The following is a 19,260-nucleotide window of genomic DNA, read 5'->3' on the forward strand; positions in this document are numbered from 1 at the left end:
GGAGAGGCAGGCGGCGACGTATTCGCCCAGGCTGTAACCGATCATAGCCTGGGGACGCACTCCCCACTGCATCAACAACTGTGCCAGGGCGTACTCGATCACAAACATCAGCGGCTGCGCATAGCGCGTCTGCTTGAGCCGGTTTGCGGGTGAAGATTCGATATGGGAAGAATGGGCAGGAGATTTGGAGTGTCCATTGTTTCCATGACGCCTTAACAACACCTGTAAATCATATGTTCCCTGTGATGTGCTATGCCCGTTGGAATTTCCATTCAGGTGCGTGTGGTTCTGTTCTGGCTTTGTGTAGATGAGTTCTCTCAAGTCCAGGCCCAGCAAAGGTTCGAGGATGGCAGCACAGCGATCAATCGTCTCGCGGAAGGTCGCTTCCTGCTCGTACAATTCCGCGGTCATGCCCGCGTATTGCTCTCCCACGCCTGAGAACATGAACGCAATCTTCCCCGGGTTCGATTGCGCACTGCCCGTTTGTACGTGCTGCCCGCCAGGTGTTTCAAGCGTTGTAATGGCATCCTGGATGTCGCGGCAGACGACAAAGCGCCTTTGTTGAAAGGCAGTTCGTCCGAGTGCCGTTGTATATGCGATATCGGCCAGTTGCTCGTCAGTGTGGTTCCTGAGATACGCCTGTAAGTTACTCGTCGCCTTATCCAGTGCCTCTATGGTTTTTGCTGAGAGCAGCAGCAACTGGTAGGGACGAGATGAAGAGGTTGATGTAGTAGGAATGGCCTCTTCTAGCACTACGTGGGCGTTCGTGCCTGACCAGCCAAAAGAACTGACTCCGGCGATACGGGTTTGTTCCTGCGATGGCCACGGAAGCAGCGTTGCCGGAATTCGCACCGGATTCTCTTCCCAACGAATATGGGGATTAGGGGTTTTCAAGTTCAGGTGCGGCGGAATCGTGCGGTGTTGTAGGGCCAGCACGGTTTTCATCAGGCCGGCAATGCCCGCGGCGCCCGCCAGGTGGCCGATGTTGGTCTTGACCGTACCGACAAATACCGGCGCGTCCTGTGAATGTCCCTCAGCAAGTGCTGCCGATAGCGCATCTATCTCGATGGGATCTCCCAGCGCCGTCCCTGAGCCGTGCGCCTCGACATAGCTGACACGCCGCGGCTCGATACCGGCTATTGCCAGTGCTTTACGTATCACCGCTTCCTGCGCCAGTTTATTGGGGGCCGTAATGCCATTGCTGCGTCCATCCTGGTTAACCGCCGAGCCGCGAATAATAGCCAGAATATTATCTCCATCGGCCTGCGCATCGCTGAGCCTTTTCAGCACGACGATGCCGCATCCCTCACCCAGGGCGAAGCCGTCCGCGTCCGCGTCGAAGGTCTTGCAGCGCCCATCCGCGGCCAGCATGCCCATCTTGCAGGCATTCACCATATGTTCCGGCAGCAGCATGGCGTTGACACTGCCCACCAGTGCCAGCCTGCATTCAGCGTTGCGCAGGCTCTGGCAGGCCAGGTGAACGGCGACCAGCGAAGAGGAACAGGCCGTATCGATGGTCATTGCCGGCCCTTGCAGGTCAAACAGATAGGCCAGCCGACCCGCGGCGATGCTTGAGGCACTGCCGACGCCGAAATATGGATCATCCAGGTAGGACGTATCGCCCGTCTCGTAGCCAAATTTTGCCTGTAGTTGGGAGTATTCCGTGTTACTCATCATGCCGATGAAGACGCCTGTCGAACTGCCCCCGATTTTGCTCAAGGATTGCCCGGCATCCTCAAGAGCTTCCCAGGCTACTTCTAACAACAGGCGCTGTTGTGGGTCCATACGCGTGGCTTCGTGAGGGGAAATGCCGAAGAATTGGGCGTCAAAGGCCGCGATATGTTCGAGAAATCCACCCTTGCGCGTGTACATCTTCCCCTCGGCAGTGCGGTCCGGGTCAAAAAAGGCATCGACATCCCAGCGCCCGGCAGGAATGTCACGAATGGCATCGCTCCCGCTGCTCAACAATTGCCAGAACGCCTCGGGCGAATCGGCTCCGCCAGGAAAACGACACCCCATACCGATGATGGCAATTGGTTCGTCGGGTGTTCCAGGACAGGCACCAGGCACTGTCCCTACAGCAGTATCGCGTCCCGCAAGCAGTTTCTCTCCGGCAAGGTGGCCGGCCAGCGCAACGATAGTAGGATAGTCATAGAAGAGTGTAGGCGCCAGTTCGCGTCCTAGCCAGTCCTCGAGATCGCCGGATAGCCCGACTGCCGCTACCGAGTCCATGCCATAACTCGCCAGCGGCTCATGTATATCAAGCGCAGTCGGCTCAAGCGAAAGCTCAGCGGAGATGTGAGCGATCAGCCAATCTTGAATAGCTTCGCGGCTCCATGCCTGCCCGTGTGCTTTGCCTTCACCATGTCGCTCTTCAGAAGCGTCGTTGTTCTTTTCAAAATCGGAGAAACTCATGTCAAATTACTCCGTTATACACGTCTTCTATTCATCCCACATGCTCAGCTCACCGTTTAAGAAGGCGGCACGACATGCGCGCCGTTGAACTTTGCCGCTCGATGTCTTGAGGATCGCCCCGGTTTTCAGCAGCGCGACTTTGTAGACCTGCAGGTCGTGTTCCTCGGCTATCTCGCGCCGGATCGTTTTGATCAGTTCCTGGCCGTCCAATGGCTTGCGATGGGCTTCGCTTGCCTGCGGAGTCCCTGCTGCTTCATGCGCCGGTAAATAGCGCGCCTCTATTTCGGCCAGTACGACAAGTTCCTCTCGCCCATCGACATCGATTGAGAAAACGGCGCAGCAGGATTTGCGAATCGCCGGATGGCACTGTTCTACCGTTAGTTCGATATCCTGCGGATAGTAATTGCGCCCACGTATGACGATCAAGTCTTTGAGACGGCCTGTGACAAATAACGCCCCTTCATGCAGAAAGCCCAGGTCTCCGGTGCGCAGGAAAGGACCCTCACCGGTAGTGGCAATGTAGGCGTTGAAGGTGCGCCCTGTCTCTTCGGCTTTTTGCCAGTATCCAGCGGCCCTGCTGGGGCCGGAAGTCCAGATTTCTCCGACTTCATCATCCGCGCATGGCGTCAAGGTTTCAGGGTGAACAATCACTACTTTTTGCTCTTGTAGAAAATGGTCGTATCCCACCATATTTCTGCTAGTGCCGGTGTCACTGGGAGCGCGAACATATCCCTGTTCGAGGGCGGCTTTATCGAGGGCCAGTACAAGTGGCAGGTCATTTTTACCGCCACTTGCCACCAGTAACGTTGCTTCTGCCAGGCCATAACCGGGGAAGAAGGCGCGGCGACGAAAACCGCAGCTGGCAAAGGTTTCCGCGAATTGATCGAGTGTTTCGCTGCGGATAGGCTCGGAGCCGAGGGCCGCGACCTCCCAGTTGCTCAAATCAAGCGTTGCCTTCTGTTCAGCCGTGAGCTTGCGGATGCAGAGATCATAGCCAAAATTCGGGCTGATGCTGATGGTAGCCCGAGTGCGAGAAACTGCCTGCAACCAGCGATAGGGGCGCTGCAAAAAGGCAAACGGCGACATCATCGTCGATGGATAGCCGCCATACATTGGAAAGAGAATGCCGCCGATAAGTCCCATATCGTGATACGGCGGCAGCCATGTCACCATATGGCTGGCGTTTTCAAACCTTTGCTCGCAGTACTGTACGAGCCATTCCAGATTGTGCAAAAGATTGCTGTGCGTGACCATCACCCCTTTAGGCGTAGAGGTGGAACCGGATGTGTATTGCAGGAAGGCGAGCGAATCGGCAGTAAGCAGTGGTTCTTCCCACTCTTGCGCCAGGGAAGCAGGGATGGTATCGGTCGCAATCCATTCCAGGTGCTGCAGGTCTGGCACATGTGTAAAGTAACGTTGCAGGTCAGAGAGGAGATTGCTGGTTGTAAGCACGATGGCGGCCTGCGTGTCCTCAACAATGGCCTGGATGCGCGGCATCATGCGTGCCGAAGCAGGTGGATAGGCAGGTACGGCGATTGCTCCAGCATAGAGACAACCAAAAAAGGAGCTGACGTAAGCCGTACCCGGCGCGTGCAGCAAGAGTATCGGTTTAGCTGTAGCGCCCTTCTGTTGTAGTAGCGAGGCAATTGTTCGAGCTTCGCGGTCCAGATCTCCGTAAGTCAGGCGCGAATCAACAGTTTCCCCTTGCCTCAGAAAGGTGTAGGCATGTCGTTCTGGGTGGTGAAGCGACCTCCAACGCAGCAGTTCGACAAGGGTCGTAGCTTCCACCGTCTTAGTGGCCAGTGTATAACTCATCTTTCAACTCCACGCTAGCAGTGTGATGCTCCTACAGGTGTGTTTCTAACTTCTGAAGCAAGGATACGTTACAAAAGTCACGCTGTCGTGCCTCTCAAACAGTATTTTTTTTACGCCTGCTTGAGAATGAGTGCTGGCCGGTGAATATTGCGGGTGTAAGGGCTAGATGATGCAGTTTGACAAATTGCTGCGGTAATCGCGCGAGGGCCGATCATGGTTGTTTACAACGTCTTCCGGCAAGGGACGCGGGGCCGATGAATCGGCGGTGGGCGCGATGAATCGGCCCCTACGGCAGAGCCGTGAGGCCAATAAATGTTCACAACCAAATCGGCTTACTGTGCTCAGAATGACACGGATAGCTATGCCTCCCGATTTTGATGGTGAATGTTCATCATCGGCCCCGCGTTCCTTGCTGAACTATCTTGTTTCAACTACATGATCGCGCCTGGGCTGGGGCTACCAGGTATGCTATAGAGGAGCTAGCCGGCGATATCTTCAATCAAAGAAAAGAGGCCGCTGTGATAGGCGGCAAGGAGCGCGTCTCGTTCGCAATGCACTCCTAATTGCTCGTAAATGTGTTGTCGGTGCTTGCCTACTGTGGCGGGCGCGATGTGCAGGTGTTGCGCGATGGCCTCCTGATTGTAGCCGCGACACATCAGCGAAAGCACTTCCTGCTCGCGCCTGGTCAAAGGCCCATTCATCTGGTAGTCAAGATGCTGGCATTGACCCTGCACAAAAGCTGATTGTTCAAATGTAAACAATAACCAGCTGCATGCTTGAGCCAGAAGTTGCGCAACAGGCCGAGCGATTGAAGGCTGCTCAGGATTCAAAGGATCGGAAGTAATACATAGTACACCATATACATGGTGCTTGAATTGCACCGGAAACGTGGCTATAGTGGTGGCGGGAAGCTGTACCCGTTTCAGCGCTTTTTGCCGGCTAAGGAAGAGTTGCGCGCGTTCCTGTGTCATGGACTGGATTTCAAAACACAGGCGGCTCACCCCTCCTTGCAACTGGCCGCACAAAAGCTGGCCTAGATTGAGAAGGGACGTGATCTGCTGCATATCCCGGAGGTCCCCCAAATCGATCTCTTTGACTTTATGGTTCTGAGATGGTAAAGGGAGACGCGCGGAACCAGAGGTAACGGGCTGTGTACTCATGAATTTGTTCCTCCATCAATGAAATCATTACCAATTTTTATCAATACATCCCGGAAAGCAAGCGCATCCGAGTGATAACGATCTTCCCCGTCGCTTATTATAAGCACTACAGACAGGAGCGATTACGACTGCGGTCCGCGTGGCGTTCTATTGCCAGCTCGATCAGGCGATCCAACAATTGTGGGTAAGGTAACCCGCTAGCCGCGCACAATTTTGGATACATGCACTGTGGCGTGAAGCTGGGCAGCGTATTGACCTCATTGATGTAGACTTGCCCGCTCTCTCTTTGTAAGAAGAAATCCACACGCGCCAGGCCGCTTAGATCAAGCGCGAGAAACGCCTGCACAGACATCCTCTGAACCTCTTCTGCCGTACCAGCTGGAATGTCTGCCGGAACGGCGGTATATGACGAGTTATCCAGATACTTTGCCTCGTAGTCGTAAAATTCGTGCTGCATCATGACTTCGCCTACAACAGATGCAACCGGCTCACTATTCCCTAACACCGAGCATTCTAACTCGCGGCAATCGACAGATTGCTCCACGATAATTTTGCCGTTATATTGAGCGGCCAGCTGCATGGCCTGCTCCAGTTCAACACGGCTACTCGCTTTGCTTACGCCAATGCTCGACCCCTGGTTGGCAGGTTTCACGAAACAGGGGTATCCCAGGCGAGCCTCAATCCTATCCAGAATGCGCTCGGGTGTGCGATCCCAATCCAGGCGGCGAAAGGTCAACGAATCTACGACAGGAAGATCGGCGGAGCGAAATAACATCTTCATTTTGTCTTTATCCATCCCTGCCGCAGAACCAAATACTCCGCATCCGACATAGGGAATGTCTACCATCTCAAGCAATCCTTGCAACGTGCCATCCTCGCCATACGTACCATGTATGACTGGAAAGGCAACGTCTGGTCTTTCCTCTAGAGGGATAAGCCGATCACCGCCCAGGTGCGTTCGCTTATCACTGCGAGTAGCAATATCCTGAGCAGTGCGCTCTTCTTTCTGCTGCGCGCTACACGGCTGTTCGCGTTGTTCCGCCGTGAGCAGTGCCGCGGGCGCAATACCGGGCAGCCAGGCGCCTTCTCTGGAAATAGCGATGGGCAATACCTCGTATTTGTCCGGGTCAAGGTAAGCCATAACAGAGAGCGCCGAGGCGAGAGAAACCTCGTGTTCGCAAGAACGTCCCCCGAAAATGAGTGCCACGCGTAGCTTTCTTGTGGTTGAGGTCATGAGCATCTCCTTTGACTTTGAAGACTATCAAATGACGGAAAAGCAGCACTACTATTTTGAATTTGCCCCCACAAAACTTTCGTAAAAACGCTTTAAGTAAAAGGTAATCCATGGCCGAAAGGAGAAACTGAATGGATATGCACCCGGCATTGCATCAAAGTGTGAAAGGCCTACAAGGTAGCCAGGAGTATCTTTGTGCAACGAGTATCCAAAAGTTTCAAAAGTTTCTATAGTTAAATATAGCTCATAAATTTCTTCTTGTCAATACCTCTACCAAAAATTGCGAATATTTCTTTCTATTTCATAGGGATTACAAAACTACAAAAAATATGATATAGTCTCAAAAATGGAGGAAATCCGTGAATAACCAGGGATCACAATACTATACAGCGAGCGAGGCTCAGGCGAAACTTGGATTATCCAAAGCGCAGTTCCACCAGAAGGTGCGGCAAGGATTGATTCCAAAGGTAATCATGCCCGGAAGGAAACAGGGAATGTATCCCAGGCGAGATATAGATGCGCTGGCCCTGTCGATGACTTCTCAGACAGAGGCGTATGTCTTCTCGCGGTCGACCCCCGCCGACCAGGTTGAGGAAATGGCTATTGATATTCGCTACTGGGGGCGTGATTTTGTAATTTCGCTGGCTGAACGCATTGCATTTCAGCAAAAGTGTTCGTTTACGTTCCATTCGTTCAAGGTACGCGACAAGGTCGTGGGCTATGTTTCCATGTTTCGTTTACCGGATAGTTTTCTCGATGCCTTGCTGACTGGCCAGAAGATTGAGCGAGACATTACCTTGCGAGAGGTATTGCCATTTGTGCGCCTGGAGCCTTTTGCTATCTTTCTTGATAGGATCGTTGTGGACTCTGGACTTTCCACTCATCTGAGGCGTCTCTATGCCGGCACGATGATCTTCCACTTTATTAGCGTACTTTCTTATCTCCTGGCAAATGATTATCAGATCACTCACCTCTATGCTATTTCCACAACGCAGCAGGTCAGTAACCTGCTAAAGAGGCTGGGCTTTCAGCAAATGACAGGAAAATCTCTCGTTCCTGGTCGTCTGGCCTTCGAATATACCCTTGACGATGCGGGACTGGCTCATCTTCAAGCTCTACAACAGGAATTTCGTCATCGCCTTTAATCGTTATCCTTCTTAAAGCATGAGTAAGCTACTTGTTCAAGTGTAATCGCTCTCCAGTACTTTTACGTAGTATTAAGTAGTACCAGCCAGTACACAAAGTTTATAAAGTATGATATAGTTCCTCACATGACAAAGGCTGAAGTACAGGCAGCTTTTCTCAAGGGGTCGTAAGCTGTAGTGCAGGGATTTCGTAAAGCTTCATTGTAGGGTAAATAGATGGCGATTCATAGTAATTATTACACGGCCAGCGAAGCGCAGGCCAGGCTTGGCTTATCGAAAGCCATGTTTTTCCGCAAAGTCAGCCAGGGAGTCATTCCCAAAGTGGTGTTGCCAGGGATGAAACAGGGAGTGTATCCCAGGAGAGATATCGATGCCCTCGCGCTCTCCATGAATATGCTTTTTGAACAATACGACAGAATTATTTTTTCCCGCTCGACTCCTGCCGATCAGCTAGAAGAGATGAACATTGGTATCAGGTGTTTTGGCAGCGATTTTATCACCCCTCTGGCAGAACGTATTGCTTTCCAGCAGAAGTCTGAATTTACATTCTACTCACTCAAAGTTGATGGTGAGGTTGTCGGCTACATCTCAATGTTCCGTTTGTCCGAGAACCTTCTTGAGGATCTCCTTACCGGTCGTAAGATTGAGCGTGAGATCTCTGTAAAAGAGATGCTACCATTTGTGCGATTAGAACCATTCAGCATCTATATCGATGTCATTGCCATCGATCCCCATCTGACTGCCCATAAACGGCATCTCTATGCCGGTCTTATCGTCTCGCGCTTCATCGACCTGCTCCTGAATCTGCTGGCGAATGGCTATCAGATTACCCGTATTTACACGGTGACGGCCACGGTGGAGGGGGATAACCTGGTGAGAAAACTGGGTTTCCGGCACTTAGACGGCAAATCGCTTGCCCCTGGCCGCAACGCGTATGAGTATGTACTTGACCAGGCAGGCATCAAAAGGTTGCGCGATTTTAGCCACCGCTGAAAAACGAGCTTCTGTGTTGTTCCCAATGGACATAGCATGGGATTATATAGAGATGATGCATTGAAGAGAGCGGGAGACGGGCTACGAACTATCGGTCGCACCTATGCCCGACAACTACAACGAACTCGGCAGCACAATGCTGCCGAGTTCGTTGCCTTTCAGATGAAACGAGCGACAAAGCCATCAGGGATCGCCGAGACCACGAGGTTCCACCAACAATCGGGTGCTAAGCTGCCCTCAGCCTGAGTGCTATGAGGGGGTCCTTTCTGAGACGCACACACCCTCAAGAGATCATTCATGTTGGCGCTTCCTTATACCACGACGTAGGTAGAGCGCAAGCAGTCGGTTTAACATTGCCGTTTTTGTCTGCTTCAGAGGGAACTATTTTCTATAGTGTCTATATGGGACAAGTCGTGGTTGGAGCCTACATGAGATGAACCGCTCCAGCATTCTGAATGTCGAGTTGCTATGATCAAGCGAGAAACATACTCTTCTCTCCTGACTCCTCATCCAACATATGGCGTTCTTTCAGACCATGAAGTACTCCTGCTTGAGGTAATCCAGGGCAAGCGGGTCCTTGGCACGCGCTTGCTTTCACCTGAGATGCGCGACCTGGGCGGGCTGTTGGACTTCCTCTGGACCGTTGGATTGCACTCGGTCTGGGTGATTCCTTTAGCTACGCTCTCACGAACGGTGACCTGTAGCGATTTCGAGCACCTGCGAGAGCGCTGGTCCGTCCTCGTGCATGCCGATGCACATGATTCGAGCAGACCCAGCAGCGTGCTACTCTGGCCTAAGGGGAGTGGCCAGGAGATGAGACGTCGATTGACCCTCTCCTTTCCAGCGCATGCTGGTTGGCAGTGGAACCTTCCCGATGCCAGAAGCCTGCTCGCAACCGTGACGTACCTGGACCAGGTCCTGGGCAGGCCGGTGACGGATGCCCTCGATCGGGTCGCCCAGCAGTTCCTCGCCGACTGCACCCTCGACCAGTCCATTGCGTCGTTACGCGCTTTGCCTCTTGATCTGCGTACCCTGACCACTGCTGAGGGACAACCCATTCCTTTCACCGAGTGCGTGCATCCTGTCGCCTGGAAGCGTGCTTTGACCGTGGTGGAGCAACGGCAGCGGTACGTCCACAAATATCTCCACTGCTCCCATTTGCTCCAGGGGAGCCTGAGCGTTCAACTGGGAACAGGAGCGCCCGACTATTCTGTGCGTGGGCGAGCCTACGATGGCATACGTCCCGGTATCTGGCGCGTCAACGCGGAGACCTCCGGTTCGGTGTTCGATGGCAAACGCTTGCCGAGCGCTCTTGGGAATGCCTGGATGAGTACGCCGCAGATCAACGGGTGTCGTACCATCGGCTATCAGGTACAGGTGGAGGAAGGCGTCTTCTGGACCCACGCGCAAGCCGTACTCAAACGGTGGGCCACCACGCTCTGGCAGGCTGCGGCGTCTTTGCAGACGCATCCTGATCGCTACCGGCATGCGGTGGGGAGAGCCAATGCCCTGCACACCATTACCTTGCTTGCGCAGCGCGGCATCTCCCTGCTGGCCGGGGAGCAGCAGGCTGGAGGGTGGGAGCGACCCGACTGGTTGGCGCAGGTGCTGGGCAGTGAGCAGGTGAACCTGTTTGGGCACCTGGTCGGACTGGTGAGAAAGGGCATCATGCCGTTGCTGCTTCATGGAGATGGGCTCTGGGTGGTCTCCGATGACCCCAACCCTCTCACGGCCGTGCCTGGTCTGGTAACGGCGTCACCTTTCTGGCGTGGGTATAGCGTTGGCTATGAGGTTCCACTTCCTCTCTCGCGCGAAGTTCGCGAGATGTTCAGGACCGGAGCATCGGTGACGCAGTTGGCAAGGGAACTTGATAGTGTGGCAAGTGAGGCCTCCTCCTAAGGGCTCCGAATGTGCTGCTTCATTGCTCGTCCTTGCAGGACTGCGTGCGGTCGCGAGGCGGGAGCTGAATTCATCCAGCTCCACTTGCTCTTCGACGATATTGAGCAGATGGAACGGCTGGCTACTGAAGCCATTGCCGCGCTCACCTTTCCCTGGACCCGGTCCGCGACTGCGTCGCCTGCATCCGTTCAACGTCTCGGCTTCCCGGGTCAGCATCTGTGGCATCCAGCACAATTTCATACACCGCCGTTTTCTCCCCCGGATATTTCAGATCAAAGAGGACCCCAAAAAAATGGCCCACGATGCCCACGCGCAGTAGCTTTCGTGCCTGCCTGGCTTCTGCATCGTAGAGGCGACGCGCGGTGCCTTCAATCGCCGGGCCAAGCGCTTCCCCTTTGCGGGTGCCAAGTGCCAGGGTGACGTGCGGATTGTGGGCGAGACGCTTGACCTTCCAGGTCTCCGCCGCCGTCATAAAGTAGAGCTTGCCGCCCGAGGCGACCGTGCCTACCGGCGTGCCGACGCCCTGGCCGTTGCGGCGGAAGCTGGTCAGCAGGGTCATGTGGCCCTTGCCGGGAGTGGTTAGGTACGCCCGAGAGGTGTGTGTTGTGTTTTCGCTCATGTTCTCTCTCTTTCTTGTACTCGTCTGCTCGGAGTTTCCTGCTCGTTTCCAGGTAACTCCGAGCAGCATATATCGCTAGGCCAGGGCGCACAGCCGGTGCGGCAGAACGCCCGCACTGCCGGTGTCGCCGTTCCTGGATCGTTGTTGATGTACAACTTGGGGACATCGTTCTGGGCCAGCCAGGCGCCATAGGCTGTGACCACCTCACGCAGCGCTGATCATCTTGCTTGCTCCTTTCGGTCAGCAAAGGTTGCGTCCAACCCAGGGAGGGCGGAGAGCTCAATCATCACCGCGTGCTCATCGAGGTACTGCTGAACATATGCTGCAACGGTTTCTATAGACTTTCCCTTGTGTGCAAAGATTTCGGTTAACGTCATCATCAATGTGACTCCTTCTTGCTCAGCTCTGCCAGGGGGCACCAACCGCTCTCGGTAAAGTACGTGCTGTCGTCCGTTCATCAGGTTGGCTGTTTCAATGAATACTCACACTCCCTCAAGGTGCTTTTGTCCTCGTGCTGCCAGTCAGGAAGGCTGGAGACCGGCAAGCAGCCCCTGCACCAGTGCCTCGGCAAATTGTTGATCCGTCTGGCCGAACGGGTCAACACCCAGGAACTGCAAGTTGAACGCGCGCTGAAAACAGGGGCCCAGCAGCATCGTTGCCATGCTCAACGCCGAGAGATGCTTTCCGAGCCGTCCCAGGCGCTGTTCCTCCTCAAAGTACATTGCTAACCGCTCAAAGACATTGTGCGGACCCATGCCCAGCGGCTGGATTGTGGCCCGAAACTGCGCCAGCAGATCCTTGTCTGCCAGGAAGGAGACGCCCATCGGGAGGATGTGCTCATAGTAGTGCAGCGCCGCCAGAGCGAGCGCGACCAGATTCTCGCTGATGGTTGCGGTCCCTGCCTGGTGCGTCTGAAATGCCTCGTGAAAGGCAGGCAGATGCTCGGCCATCAGCGCGAAGAAGATCTCCTCTTTATGGTCGAAATGCCGATAGAGCGCGCTTTCCGATAGCCCGACTGCGCGCGCGATCTCCTTGGTAGTCAGATGTGCCGACCCTTTCAAAAGCAGTAGCTTCTCAGCAGCTTCCAGTATTCTGTCTCGTGTGCTTGCCATACAATCCTCTCCAATGTGAGTGAATGTTCACACACATAGTATAGTGAACCCACGACGCTTTGTCAAGGGTCATATCGGAGAGTCCAGGGCTTGTGAATGATTGCAGAGAGAGGCTTCTCACGAGAGAGAAGATAGCGATATCCAATCCATCTTCTCTCAAGGAGAAGCTTCTCATGTAGTGTATCGCACTCCAGTGTGTCCTCCCTGCTCTCAGCAGCGAGCAAGCGGATGGTTTGCTCACCCAAGCCGGCTTGCATAGCCTGGCGAAATTGTTGGCAGCCGTGCCTGATCCACGCGGCAGGCATGGCTCCATCAGAGCATCGCAGCGACCCACCGCCATTTCGCTTCCTGTGCTCAGCAAGCCCTTGCCCTCCTTTCTCAGAAGAGTGGAGGCCAGCAATAATTCACAGACCCTGACAGACAAATCAGGCTCCCATTCTAAATAAGCTAAGCAATGAGAGGCGCAAAGGACGATCTGCATCCTTTTTGAAATGCGAGTGAGAACTCGCATTTCCCTTTTTTCGGGAGGCTAGCAGGCCACATAGCAGCATTGTCGAAGCATTCAGAGCCATTGCGGGACCTCTTCCCCTGCCCTTCTGCGTCGAGAAGAGGGAGAGGGAGCTAGAGGCTCTGACGTCTGGGTATGGACTATCCCCCAATTTTTCCTATCGACCCAGGTTCAGAAGCCGACACCGTGAGCCAGGAGAGCAGGTGTACGCGCTCAATATCCTCAATGTAGGTAACGCCCTGCTTTTCAAGGAAGACGGCCAGCTTGCCCAATGCGAGCGTATGCCACTCAATAGTTTTAGGGCTATGATTCTGGCTCTGGTGATCAAGGATGTATTCGTTGATAGATGCACGAAGAGAACACTTTATGCGGCGAGTGAACTTTTGCTTGCTTGCGATTGTGACGCAGATTGATTGTGCTTGTTGCGAGACGACACAGGAATACCTCCAATTTGCTTGAGGCATTCATAGCAAGAGGCAGATACGCCTATCCTGTTCATGCAATGTTTATGAGCATGAAAAGCAGGAACTCGTGGCTTTACGAGGCAGGTACTCAGGAAACGCTTTCTGCATACCCGAATCAAAAAAGCCAGTACTGCACGCTTGCTATGAACGCGCTCTAGAACTGACTTCCTGTGCGATGAGAGCGGGAGACGGGACTCGAACCCGCGACAGCCTGCTTGGGAAGCAGGAACTCTACCACTGAGCTACTCCCGCATGTGTTTTTATGCTACCATACCTTCGTAATGTTGTCAATCCCATTTTTCTGGTGATTACCCATAAGTGTGCGAGAGATTCTTCGCTGCGCTCAGAATGACATGACCCCGGAGTTACAATGACTCCGGGGTCATGTCATTCTGAGCGCAGCGAAGAATCTCTCGCGCCCACCTGAGGCCCCGTCTGCTCATCTCGTGCTGGAGACTGCCGGACAATCATCAACGTTTCTCTCTGAAGAAGGTTCCTTTTCTTTTGTAATTGATGAAACCTATCTTGCCCTCAATTGTTCCTGCATGCGGCGCATGTCGCTGGCAACTGTTTTCACGCCGATGAGGGAAACCAGACCGGCCAGGAAAAGAAAGAGTGGAGCGGTTACCAGCAGCGCTGTTCCTAACGAAGATATGTCCGAAATGAAACCGATCACCGTTGGGGCAGCTGCATCACCCAGCAAATGTGCCAGCAACAGAGCAAGGCCGACGGCAGTGGCACGCATATCAGGAGCAATCACATCCTGAATCACCGCATTCAAGGGTCCCGTACAGAAATTCAGGGAGATGGCTGCTACGACGAATACTCCTATGAATACTGGAAAGATGTGAATGCTGAGAGCCACAAGTACCAACGGCGCGCCGAGCAGGAAACCGAGGACAGATGTAATCATGCGGCCCTGGGGTCGTCGACTCTGTAAAAAGTCCGCTAACCAGCCGCCGATAATTGTCCCGGTCAGGCCGGTGACTATCAACACGATTCCAGAGACTGAGCCGGCCTCCGTTAACGAGAGCGAAAAAGCACGCGTGAGGTAGGTCGTCAACCAGAAAGATGTACCACCAATCGTGAAGAAGCTGAAAGTGAGCGCACCCAGCAGCACCCAGTAAGTTGGAATCCTGAGAAGCGCTCTCGCTGTACCCCAGAAGTTCTGGTCGATTTTACCATGCGCAGTCGAGGTATCCGCGGCATTTTCACCTGATTCGCCTTCTTCGGTGTCAAAAACACCTCGTTTGGGTTCCTTTATGCGCCATGCTAGAAATGCCGCGATCAGGCCGGGTATGCCGACGATATAGAATGCCCAGCGCCATCCCAATGTATCGGCAATGCGTCCGCCAACCGATACTCCAATCGCCGCACCAATCAGGGTGCCGATTGACCAGAAGGAAAGGATGCGGCCGCGATGGGTTTTGGAGAAAAAGTCGCCGAGCAGTGATAGCGAGGCGGGAGCGTAGCCGGCCTCTCCGATGCCCAGAATTGAACGCATACTGAACAACTGAAAAAGGTTACGCGTAAAGCCGGCGAAAGTTGTTGCCACACTCCAGACACCAACACAAATTGCTACGATATTTTTGCGTATGCCCCGGTCTGCCCAGATGCCAATTGGAAGTGTTGTCACCGCATACACAATAAGGAACGAAGAAATGAGCAACCCTCCCTGAAAATCCGTCATATTGAACTCGTGTTTGATTTGAGGGAGAACCGCGGAAAGTACATAACGGTCAGCATAATTGAGTATATTGATGATCAGTAGAATGGTAAAAGCAAATCGCGCCTGACCTCTCGATGGTTTGATCAGGCGCTTTTTTTGCGTTTCTGTCACAGGAGTTGTCGTCATTTGTAATTCTTTCTGTTTGGTGTATCCAAATGTTTTTCTTGGCGTCAAATCTCTTCCCATTATAACCATCTTCCCTAATCAGTTCATACGTAATAGTGCCCAAAGAGGTTGGAACGGCTACTTCACATAGCCCTGATACGTCTTTATATACGCCAGAAGATAGGACTTTTGTCAGAGGTGTTATTTAGAAGAGTTGTTCGCCTCGAAAATAGGAAGCAGGTTATAGGCTTGGATTCTCTCATTCACGCTGTCCTCAACATCAGCCCACTCATCGTTTACCTCCTGCTTGCGCTGATTTTGTTGCTGGAAAGTACTGCCATTCCCCTGGCTAATAGCTCCCTCTTGCTGTTGACCGGGGCGCTGGCTTCTCTGGGCCACCTCAATATATATATCCTGGCGCTGGCCGCAATTCTTGGTAGCATCAGCGGCGCCTGCCTGGGCTATTGGCTCGGTATGAAAGGTGGCAGGCAGGTGTTGTTGCGCCTGGCAAGGAGATTCAGGATAGATCCGCGAAAGATCATAGCCGCCGAAAACTGGTTTCTGAAAGCTGGCATCTGGATGGTGTTTCTCTCGCGCATCATACCATACATCCGCCCATTTACCTGCATACCCTGCGGCATCTCCGATATGCCCTTTCGCCGCTTCCTGATCGCTGCTTCATCTGGTTCGGTACTCTGGTGTGTTGGTATTCTCTCTATTGGTTGGGCGCTTGGTCGTCGGTGCTTTCTCGCGCTTCACCTGATTCAATCATATACTGTTCCTGCGATCTGCGGGCTGCTTGTGCTTGTTGCCCTGACTTTCCTCATCCAATATCGAGTCAATCGCTTTATCCGTGCGAAACTCTTGTCCACGGCTCCCGCACAAGAACATCAGCAACAAGAGGAAAACTACGACCTCATCGAACTTTGAGCTCAAGATATGAAAAACTCGCTCATCGGATTGCTGTGTTTGGCATGTTTCAAACGTTTCAATCCCCAGGCGTCTTCAATGCAGGCAACAAAGCCAGCGATGCTTTCGAAGTTTTCAGGTATTTCTTCCCCCAGAAAATAAGAAGAGAGGGCGCAAATCAATGCGCCCCCGGTTATAGTTTGACCAGTGTCAACCCGAAGATCTCTCCCTCGGCGCCGATCTCTTCTAGCGCCCAATCAGGCACAGGCTCGTCTACGGAGATGATCATCAACGCCGTATCGGTTGAGCGGTGCGCTTCTCTATGGCGGGGCATACGCGAACCTGGTCCGACATCCATGTGGCGAATATTGACGTTGGCTTTGCCCAGTACGGTGCCCACACGTCCGATCATGCCGGGCTGATCCGGGTTGCGGCAAAAGAGGATATATCCTTCAGGGATAAACTCTGTCCAATAGCGTCCTACCTGCACAATGCGCGGTCCACCATGCATTACCGTACCGCTCAATACCTCCACGTGTTCATCGCCGGAGCCTGGTTTGCCCGCGAAGGAAGAGGTGTAGCCGTTGGCATTCAATACGCGCATCGTCACCAGGTTGGCGAATTCGGTCGGCATGGTTGATTTCTGCTCAATGATCTCCAGTCCCCACTGCTTTGCCAGCAACTGCGCGTTGATCATGTTCACGTGGGCATCCGAAATGGATTCGAGTAGACCTTTGATCAGGGCCGCCTGCAATGGACGCAGGTCGTAACCGGCAATTTCTCCGCTGCACGAAAACTCGATCTTCTTGAGAGGACCGGGCTGCAATTGGGTATACAGGCGGCCCATTTGCTCTACCAGGTGCATATAGGGTTGCAGTATCTTCAGCGTTTCCGGCAATATGAGCGGCGCATTCACGGCAGCTCGCGGGAAACCGCCGCGTAGAACCGAGATTATTTGCTCCGCTACGTCGGTTGCCACACCCACCTGTGCCTCTTCCGTCGAGGCTCCAAGGTGCGGCGTGGCGATTACCTGCTCGTATGCCAGCAGTTGCTTCAACACCGCGTCATCACGTACCGGCTCCTGGCTAAATACATCGAGCGCGGCTCCGGCCAACCGATTCTCATCCAGCGCATTGAGCAATGCTTCCTCATCGATCAGACCACCGCGCGCGCAGTTGATCAGCCTGGCTCCAGGCTTCATCAAACTGAGTTCGCGCGCGCCTATCAGCCCACGCGTACCGTTGGGTCCGCTGGTAAGTGAGGTATGCAAGGTCACAAAATCCGCCCGTCGCAGCACTTCTTCCATATCGACCATCGACACACCTAGCTTGCGTGCCTGCTCCGGCGCGACGTAAGGATCGAAAGCGATGACCTGCATCTCCAGTCCCTGTGCGCGTCGTGCCACTTCCGTACCGACTTTGCCCAGGCCTATAATCCCCAGCACCTTGTTGCGTACCTCCACGCCAAGGAAACGGCTCTTTTCCCATTTGCCACTTTTCATGCTGCTGTTGGCCGCGGGAATGTGACGTGCCATCGCCATCAACATGGCAATGGTATGTTCGGCGGCCGCTACGATATTGCCTGTGGGAGAGTTCACAACCATGATACCAAGCTGCGTAGCGGCATCGATATCAATATTGTCTACCCCTACTCCGGCGCGGCCTACGATCTTTAACTGGCCTGCCGCCCCCAGGATGTCCCGCGTCACCTGCGTTTCGCTGCGCACGATCAAAGCGCTATAATTGCCGATGATCTCTCGTAGTTGCTCAGGCTTCAGTCCGGTACGTACATCGATCTCAACTTCTGGAAGCTCGGTACGCAGCAGGGCCAGACCCTCCTGCGCGATACGGTCGGCTACAAGTATTTTAAGCATGGAATCCCATTTCCCCCAGACGTAATTCCAATCTATCCATCGCTTCGGCCAGGTCGGCTTCTTCAAAGTAGCCCAGGTGACCAACGCGGAAAATCTTGCCATCCAGCTGTCCCTGCCCGCCGGCAAAAACCACCTGGTCTTCCTCGCGCAACTTCTTCAGCAGGGCCTTCGTATCAATACCCTGTGGTGAGAGTATCGCCGTCACGGTATTCGAGGCGTATTCGTGATCGGCGAGTAACTGCAAGCCCATCTCTTTTGCGCGCCAGCGCACGTATTCACCCGTGCGCGCGTGCCGTTCAAAGATCGCTTCTCGTCCCTCTTCCAGCATCATTTCCAGTGCTACATCAATGGCATAGAAAATCGACACGGGTGGTGTTGTGGGATGCTGCCACTTCTCCAGATTTTTGCGCGCTAATTCCCAATCGAAGTAAAAACGCGGCGATGTAGCCGTCTTATTAGCTTCCCACGCACGCGGACTGGCGGCTATCATCATCAGGCCAGGCGGGGTCATCCAGCCCTTTTGCGAGCCGGTAAAGACAACATCAAGGTCCCAGGCATCCATTTCCAGCGGAATGCAGCCTAGCGAACTGACGGCATCGATAACGATCAGCGCGTCAGGGTTCGCCTGCCGTACCAGCCGGGCCAGCGCTTCAATATCGTTCGTAACGCCGGTTGATGTCTCGTTATGCGTCATCAATACCGCCTTATATGGCGCGCTCGATTTCAAACGTTCTGCGACAACTTGCGGATCGGCGGCCTGTCCCCAGGGAAACTCGATGCGCGTTACGCGCACGCCGAACTTCTCGGCAATGGTGGCCAGGCGATTGCCAAAAGCGCCAATCGTAATCGCAATGGCGTGGTCGCCGGGTGAGAAAAGATTGGCGATTGCTGCTTCCTGCCCACCGGTGCCAGAAGCCGGGAATGTCATCAATGGCGAGGTCGTCTGGAAGAAATATTGCAATCGCTGTGTCACACGACGCAATATAGCCGCGAATTCGGGACCGCGATGATTAATCATAGGGCTATTCATCGCGTTCAGCACTGCTGCTGGGATGGGTGTTGGGCCAGGAACGCGCAAATTCTGCGTGGGAATAGGTCTGCGAGGTTCTACTTCTGGAATGGGAATAGCTTTTCTTTCCGAAATTGTCATAGGGTTTCTCTCTCAATCTATCTCGGCTTTGCCCGCCGATCTTTTTCCATGCTATACTGTCCTTGCTCCATCGCGAATCAAATAAAAGCGGCGGACACATCTGTGTTATCCGCCGCATCGCTGATAACTT

General features: G+C 53.8%; 14 protein-coding genes and 1 tRNA gene. 4 read left to right on the forward strand and 11 right to left on the reverse strand.

What is annotated here, in order from left to right; all coding sequences use genetic code 11:
* The 4 genes from VFA09_12665 to VFA09_12680 form a co-directional block, all read right to left on the reverse strand.
* Window positions 1–2,415: beta-ketoacyl synthase N-terminal-like domain-containing protein (locus tag VFA09_12665; protein HZU68122.1), on the reverse strand; the 2,415-nt coding region annotated here is incomplete at its 3' end.
* Window positions 2,416–2,442: 27 nt separating this feature from the next.
* Complete coding sequence (locus VFA09_12670) at window positions 2,443–4,230, reverse strand: fatty acyl-AMP ligase (protein ID HZU68123.1); 1,788 nt, start codon at window positions 4,228–4,230, stop codon at window positions 2,443–2,445.
* Window positions 4,231–4,709: 479 nt separating this feature from the next.
* Entirely contained in the window at window positions 4,710–5,390 is a 681-nt protein-coding gene (locus tag VFA09_12675; protein HZU68124.1) for a helix-turn-helix transcriptional regulator, read from the reverse strand.
* Between the two features lie 106 nt (window positions 5,391–5,496).
* Window positions 5,497–6,624 (reverse strand): D-alanine--D-alanine ligase family protein, encoded by a 1,128-nt coding sequence (locus VFA09_12680; protein ID HZU68125.1) that lies wholly within the window; start codon window positions 6,622–6,624, stop codon window positions 5,497–5,499.
* Between the two features lie 359 nt (window positions 6,625–6,983).
* Between VFA09_12680 and VFA09_12685 the strand changes: the two genes are divergently transcribed.
* From VFA09_12685 to VFA09_12695, 3 genes are all read left to right on the forward strand, one after another.
* A complete protein-coding gene (locus VFA09_12685) occupies window positions 6,984–7,769 on the forward strand; it encodes a hypothetical protein (GenBank protein ID HZU68126.1) in 786 nt (261 codons plus the stop codon).
* Window positions 7,770–7,985: 216 nt separating this feature from the next.
* Window positions 7,986–8,762, forward strand: a complete 777-nt coding sequence (locus VFA09_12690) for a hypothetical protein (protein HZU68127.1) — start codon at window positions 7,986–7,988, stop codon at window positions 8,760–8,762.
* 468 nt (window positions 8,763–9,230) lie between these two features.
* Complete coding sequence (locus tag VFA09_12695; GenBank protein HZU68128.1) at window positions 9,231–10,661, forward strand: hypothetical protein; 1,431 nt, start codon at window positions 9,231–9,233, stop codon at window positions 10,659–10,661.
* Window positions 10,662–10,803: 142 nt separating this feature from the next.
* Here the strand turns inward: VFA09_12695 and VFA09_12700 are convergent, their stop codons facing one another.
* From VFA09_12700 to VFA09_12720, 5 genes are all read right to left on the reverse strand, one after another.
* Window positions 10,804–11,280 (reverse strand): PPOX class F420-dependent oxidoreductase, encoded by a 477-nt coding sequence (locus VFA09_12700; protein ID HZU68129.1) that lies wholly within the window; start codon window positions 11,278–11,280, stop codon window positions 10,804–10,806.
* Window positions 11,281–11,498: 218 nt separating this feature from the next.
* Window positions 11,499–11,660: a hypothetical protein gene (locus VFA09_12705; GenBank protein HZU68130.1), complete on the reverse strand. Its 162-nt coding sequence runs from the start codon at window positions 11,658–11,660 to the stop codon at window positions 11,499–11,501.
* A 141-nt stretch (window positions 11,661–11,801) separates the two neighbouring features.
* Complete coding sequence (locus VFA09_12710) at window positions 11,802–12,392, reverse strand: TetR/AcrR family transcriptional regulator (protein HZU68131.1); 591 nt, start codon at window positions 12,390–12,392, stop codon at window positions 11,802–11,804.
* A 1,152-nt stretch (window positions 12,393–13,544) separates the two neighbouring features.
* Window positions 13,545–13,616: transfer RNA gene (locus VFA09_12715), tRNA-Gly, on the reverse strand.
* 268 nt (window positions 13,617–13,884) lie between these two features.
* Window positions 13,885–15,219 carry an MFS transporter gene (locus tag VFA09_12720; protein ID HZU68132.1) on the reverse strand — a complete coding sequence of 445 codons (1,335 nt, stop codon included), beginning with the start codon at window positions 15,217–15,219 and terminating at the stop codon, window positions 13,885–13,887.
* Between the two features lie 228 nt (window positions 15,220–15,447).
* Between VFA09_12720 and VFA09_12725 the strand changes: the two genes are divergently transcribed.
* On the forward strand, window positions 15,448–16,128 hold the full coding sequence (locus VFA09_12725) for a DedA family protein (GenBank protein HZU68133.1): 681 nt from the start codon (window positions 15,448–15,450) through the stop codon (window positions 16,126–16,128).
* A gap of 172 nt (window positions 16,129–16,300) precedes the next feature.
* On the opposite strand, the gene serA is transcribed toward VFA09_12725, so the two are convergent.
* Window positions 16,301–17,980 (reverse strand): phosphoglycerate dehydrogenase, encoded by a 1,680-nt coding sequence (gene serA, locus VFA09_12730; protein HZU68134.1) that lies wholly within the window; start codon window positions 17,978–17,980, stop codon window positions 16,301–16,303.
* A complete protein-coding gene (locus VFA09_12735; GenBank protein ID HZU68135.1) occupies window positions 17,973–19,130 on the reverse strand; it encodes an alanine--glyoxylate aminotransferase family protein in 1,158 nt (385 codons plus the stop codon). The genes serA and VFA09_12735 overlap by 8 nt, the downstream gene beginning before the upstream one ends.
* Window positions 19,131–19,260: the final 130 nt, after the last annotated feature.

This window comes from Ktedonobacteraceae bacterium, assembly GCA_035653615.1.
Taxonomy (GTDB): Bacteria; Chloroflexota; Ktedonobacteria; order Ktedonobacterales; family Ktedonobacteraceae; genus DASRBN01.

Bases quoted from the DNA above. Each gene is read 5' to 3' on its own strand.
- VFA09_12700 (HZU68129.1), bottom strand. From the start codon at position 11,280: ATGAGCGAAAACACAACACACACCTCTCGGGCGTACCTAACCACTCCC.
- VFA09_12705 (HZU68130.1), bottom strand. From the start codon at position 11,660: ATGATGACGTTAACCGAAATCTTTGCACACAAGGGAAAGTCTATAGAA.
- VFA09_12695 (HZU68128.1), top strand. From the start codon at position 9,231: ATGATCAAGCGAGAAACATACTCTTCTCTCCTGACTCCTCATCCAACA.
- VFA09_12670 (HZU68123.1), bottom strand. From the start codon at position 4,230: ATGAGTTATACACTGGCCACTAAGACGGTGGAAGCTACGACCCTTGTC.
- VFA09_12690 (HZU68127.1), top strand. From the start codon at position 7,986: ATGGCGATTCATAGTAATTATTACACGGCCAGCGAAGCGCAGGCCAGG.
- VFA09_12710 (HZU68131.1), bottom strand. From the start codon at position 12,392: ATGGCAAGCACACGAGACAGAATACTGGAAGCTGCTGAGAAGCTACTG.
- VFA09_12680 (HZU68125.1), bottom strand. From the start codon at position 6,624: ATGACCTCAACCACAAGAAAGCTACGCGTGGCACTCATTTTCGGGGGA.
- serA (HZU68134.1), bottom strand. From the start codon at position 17,980: ATGCTTAAAATACTTGTAGCCGACCGTATCGCGCAGGAGGGTCTGGCC.
- VFA09_12735 (HZU68135.1), bottom strand. From the start codon at position 19,130: ATGACAATTTCGGAAAGAAAAGCTATTCCCATTCCAGAAGTAGAACCT.
- VFA09_12675 (HZU68124.1), bottom strand. From the start codon at position 5,390: ATGAGTACACAGCCCGTTACCTCTGGTTCCGCGCGTCTCCCTTTACCA.
- VFA09_12720 (HZU68132.1), bottom strand. From the start codon at position 15,219: ATGACGACAACTCCTGTGACAGAAACGCAAAAAAAGCGCCTGATCAAA.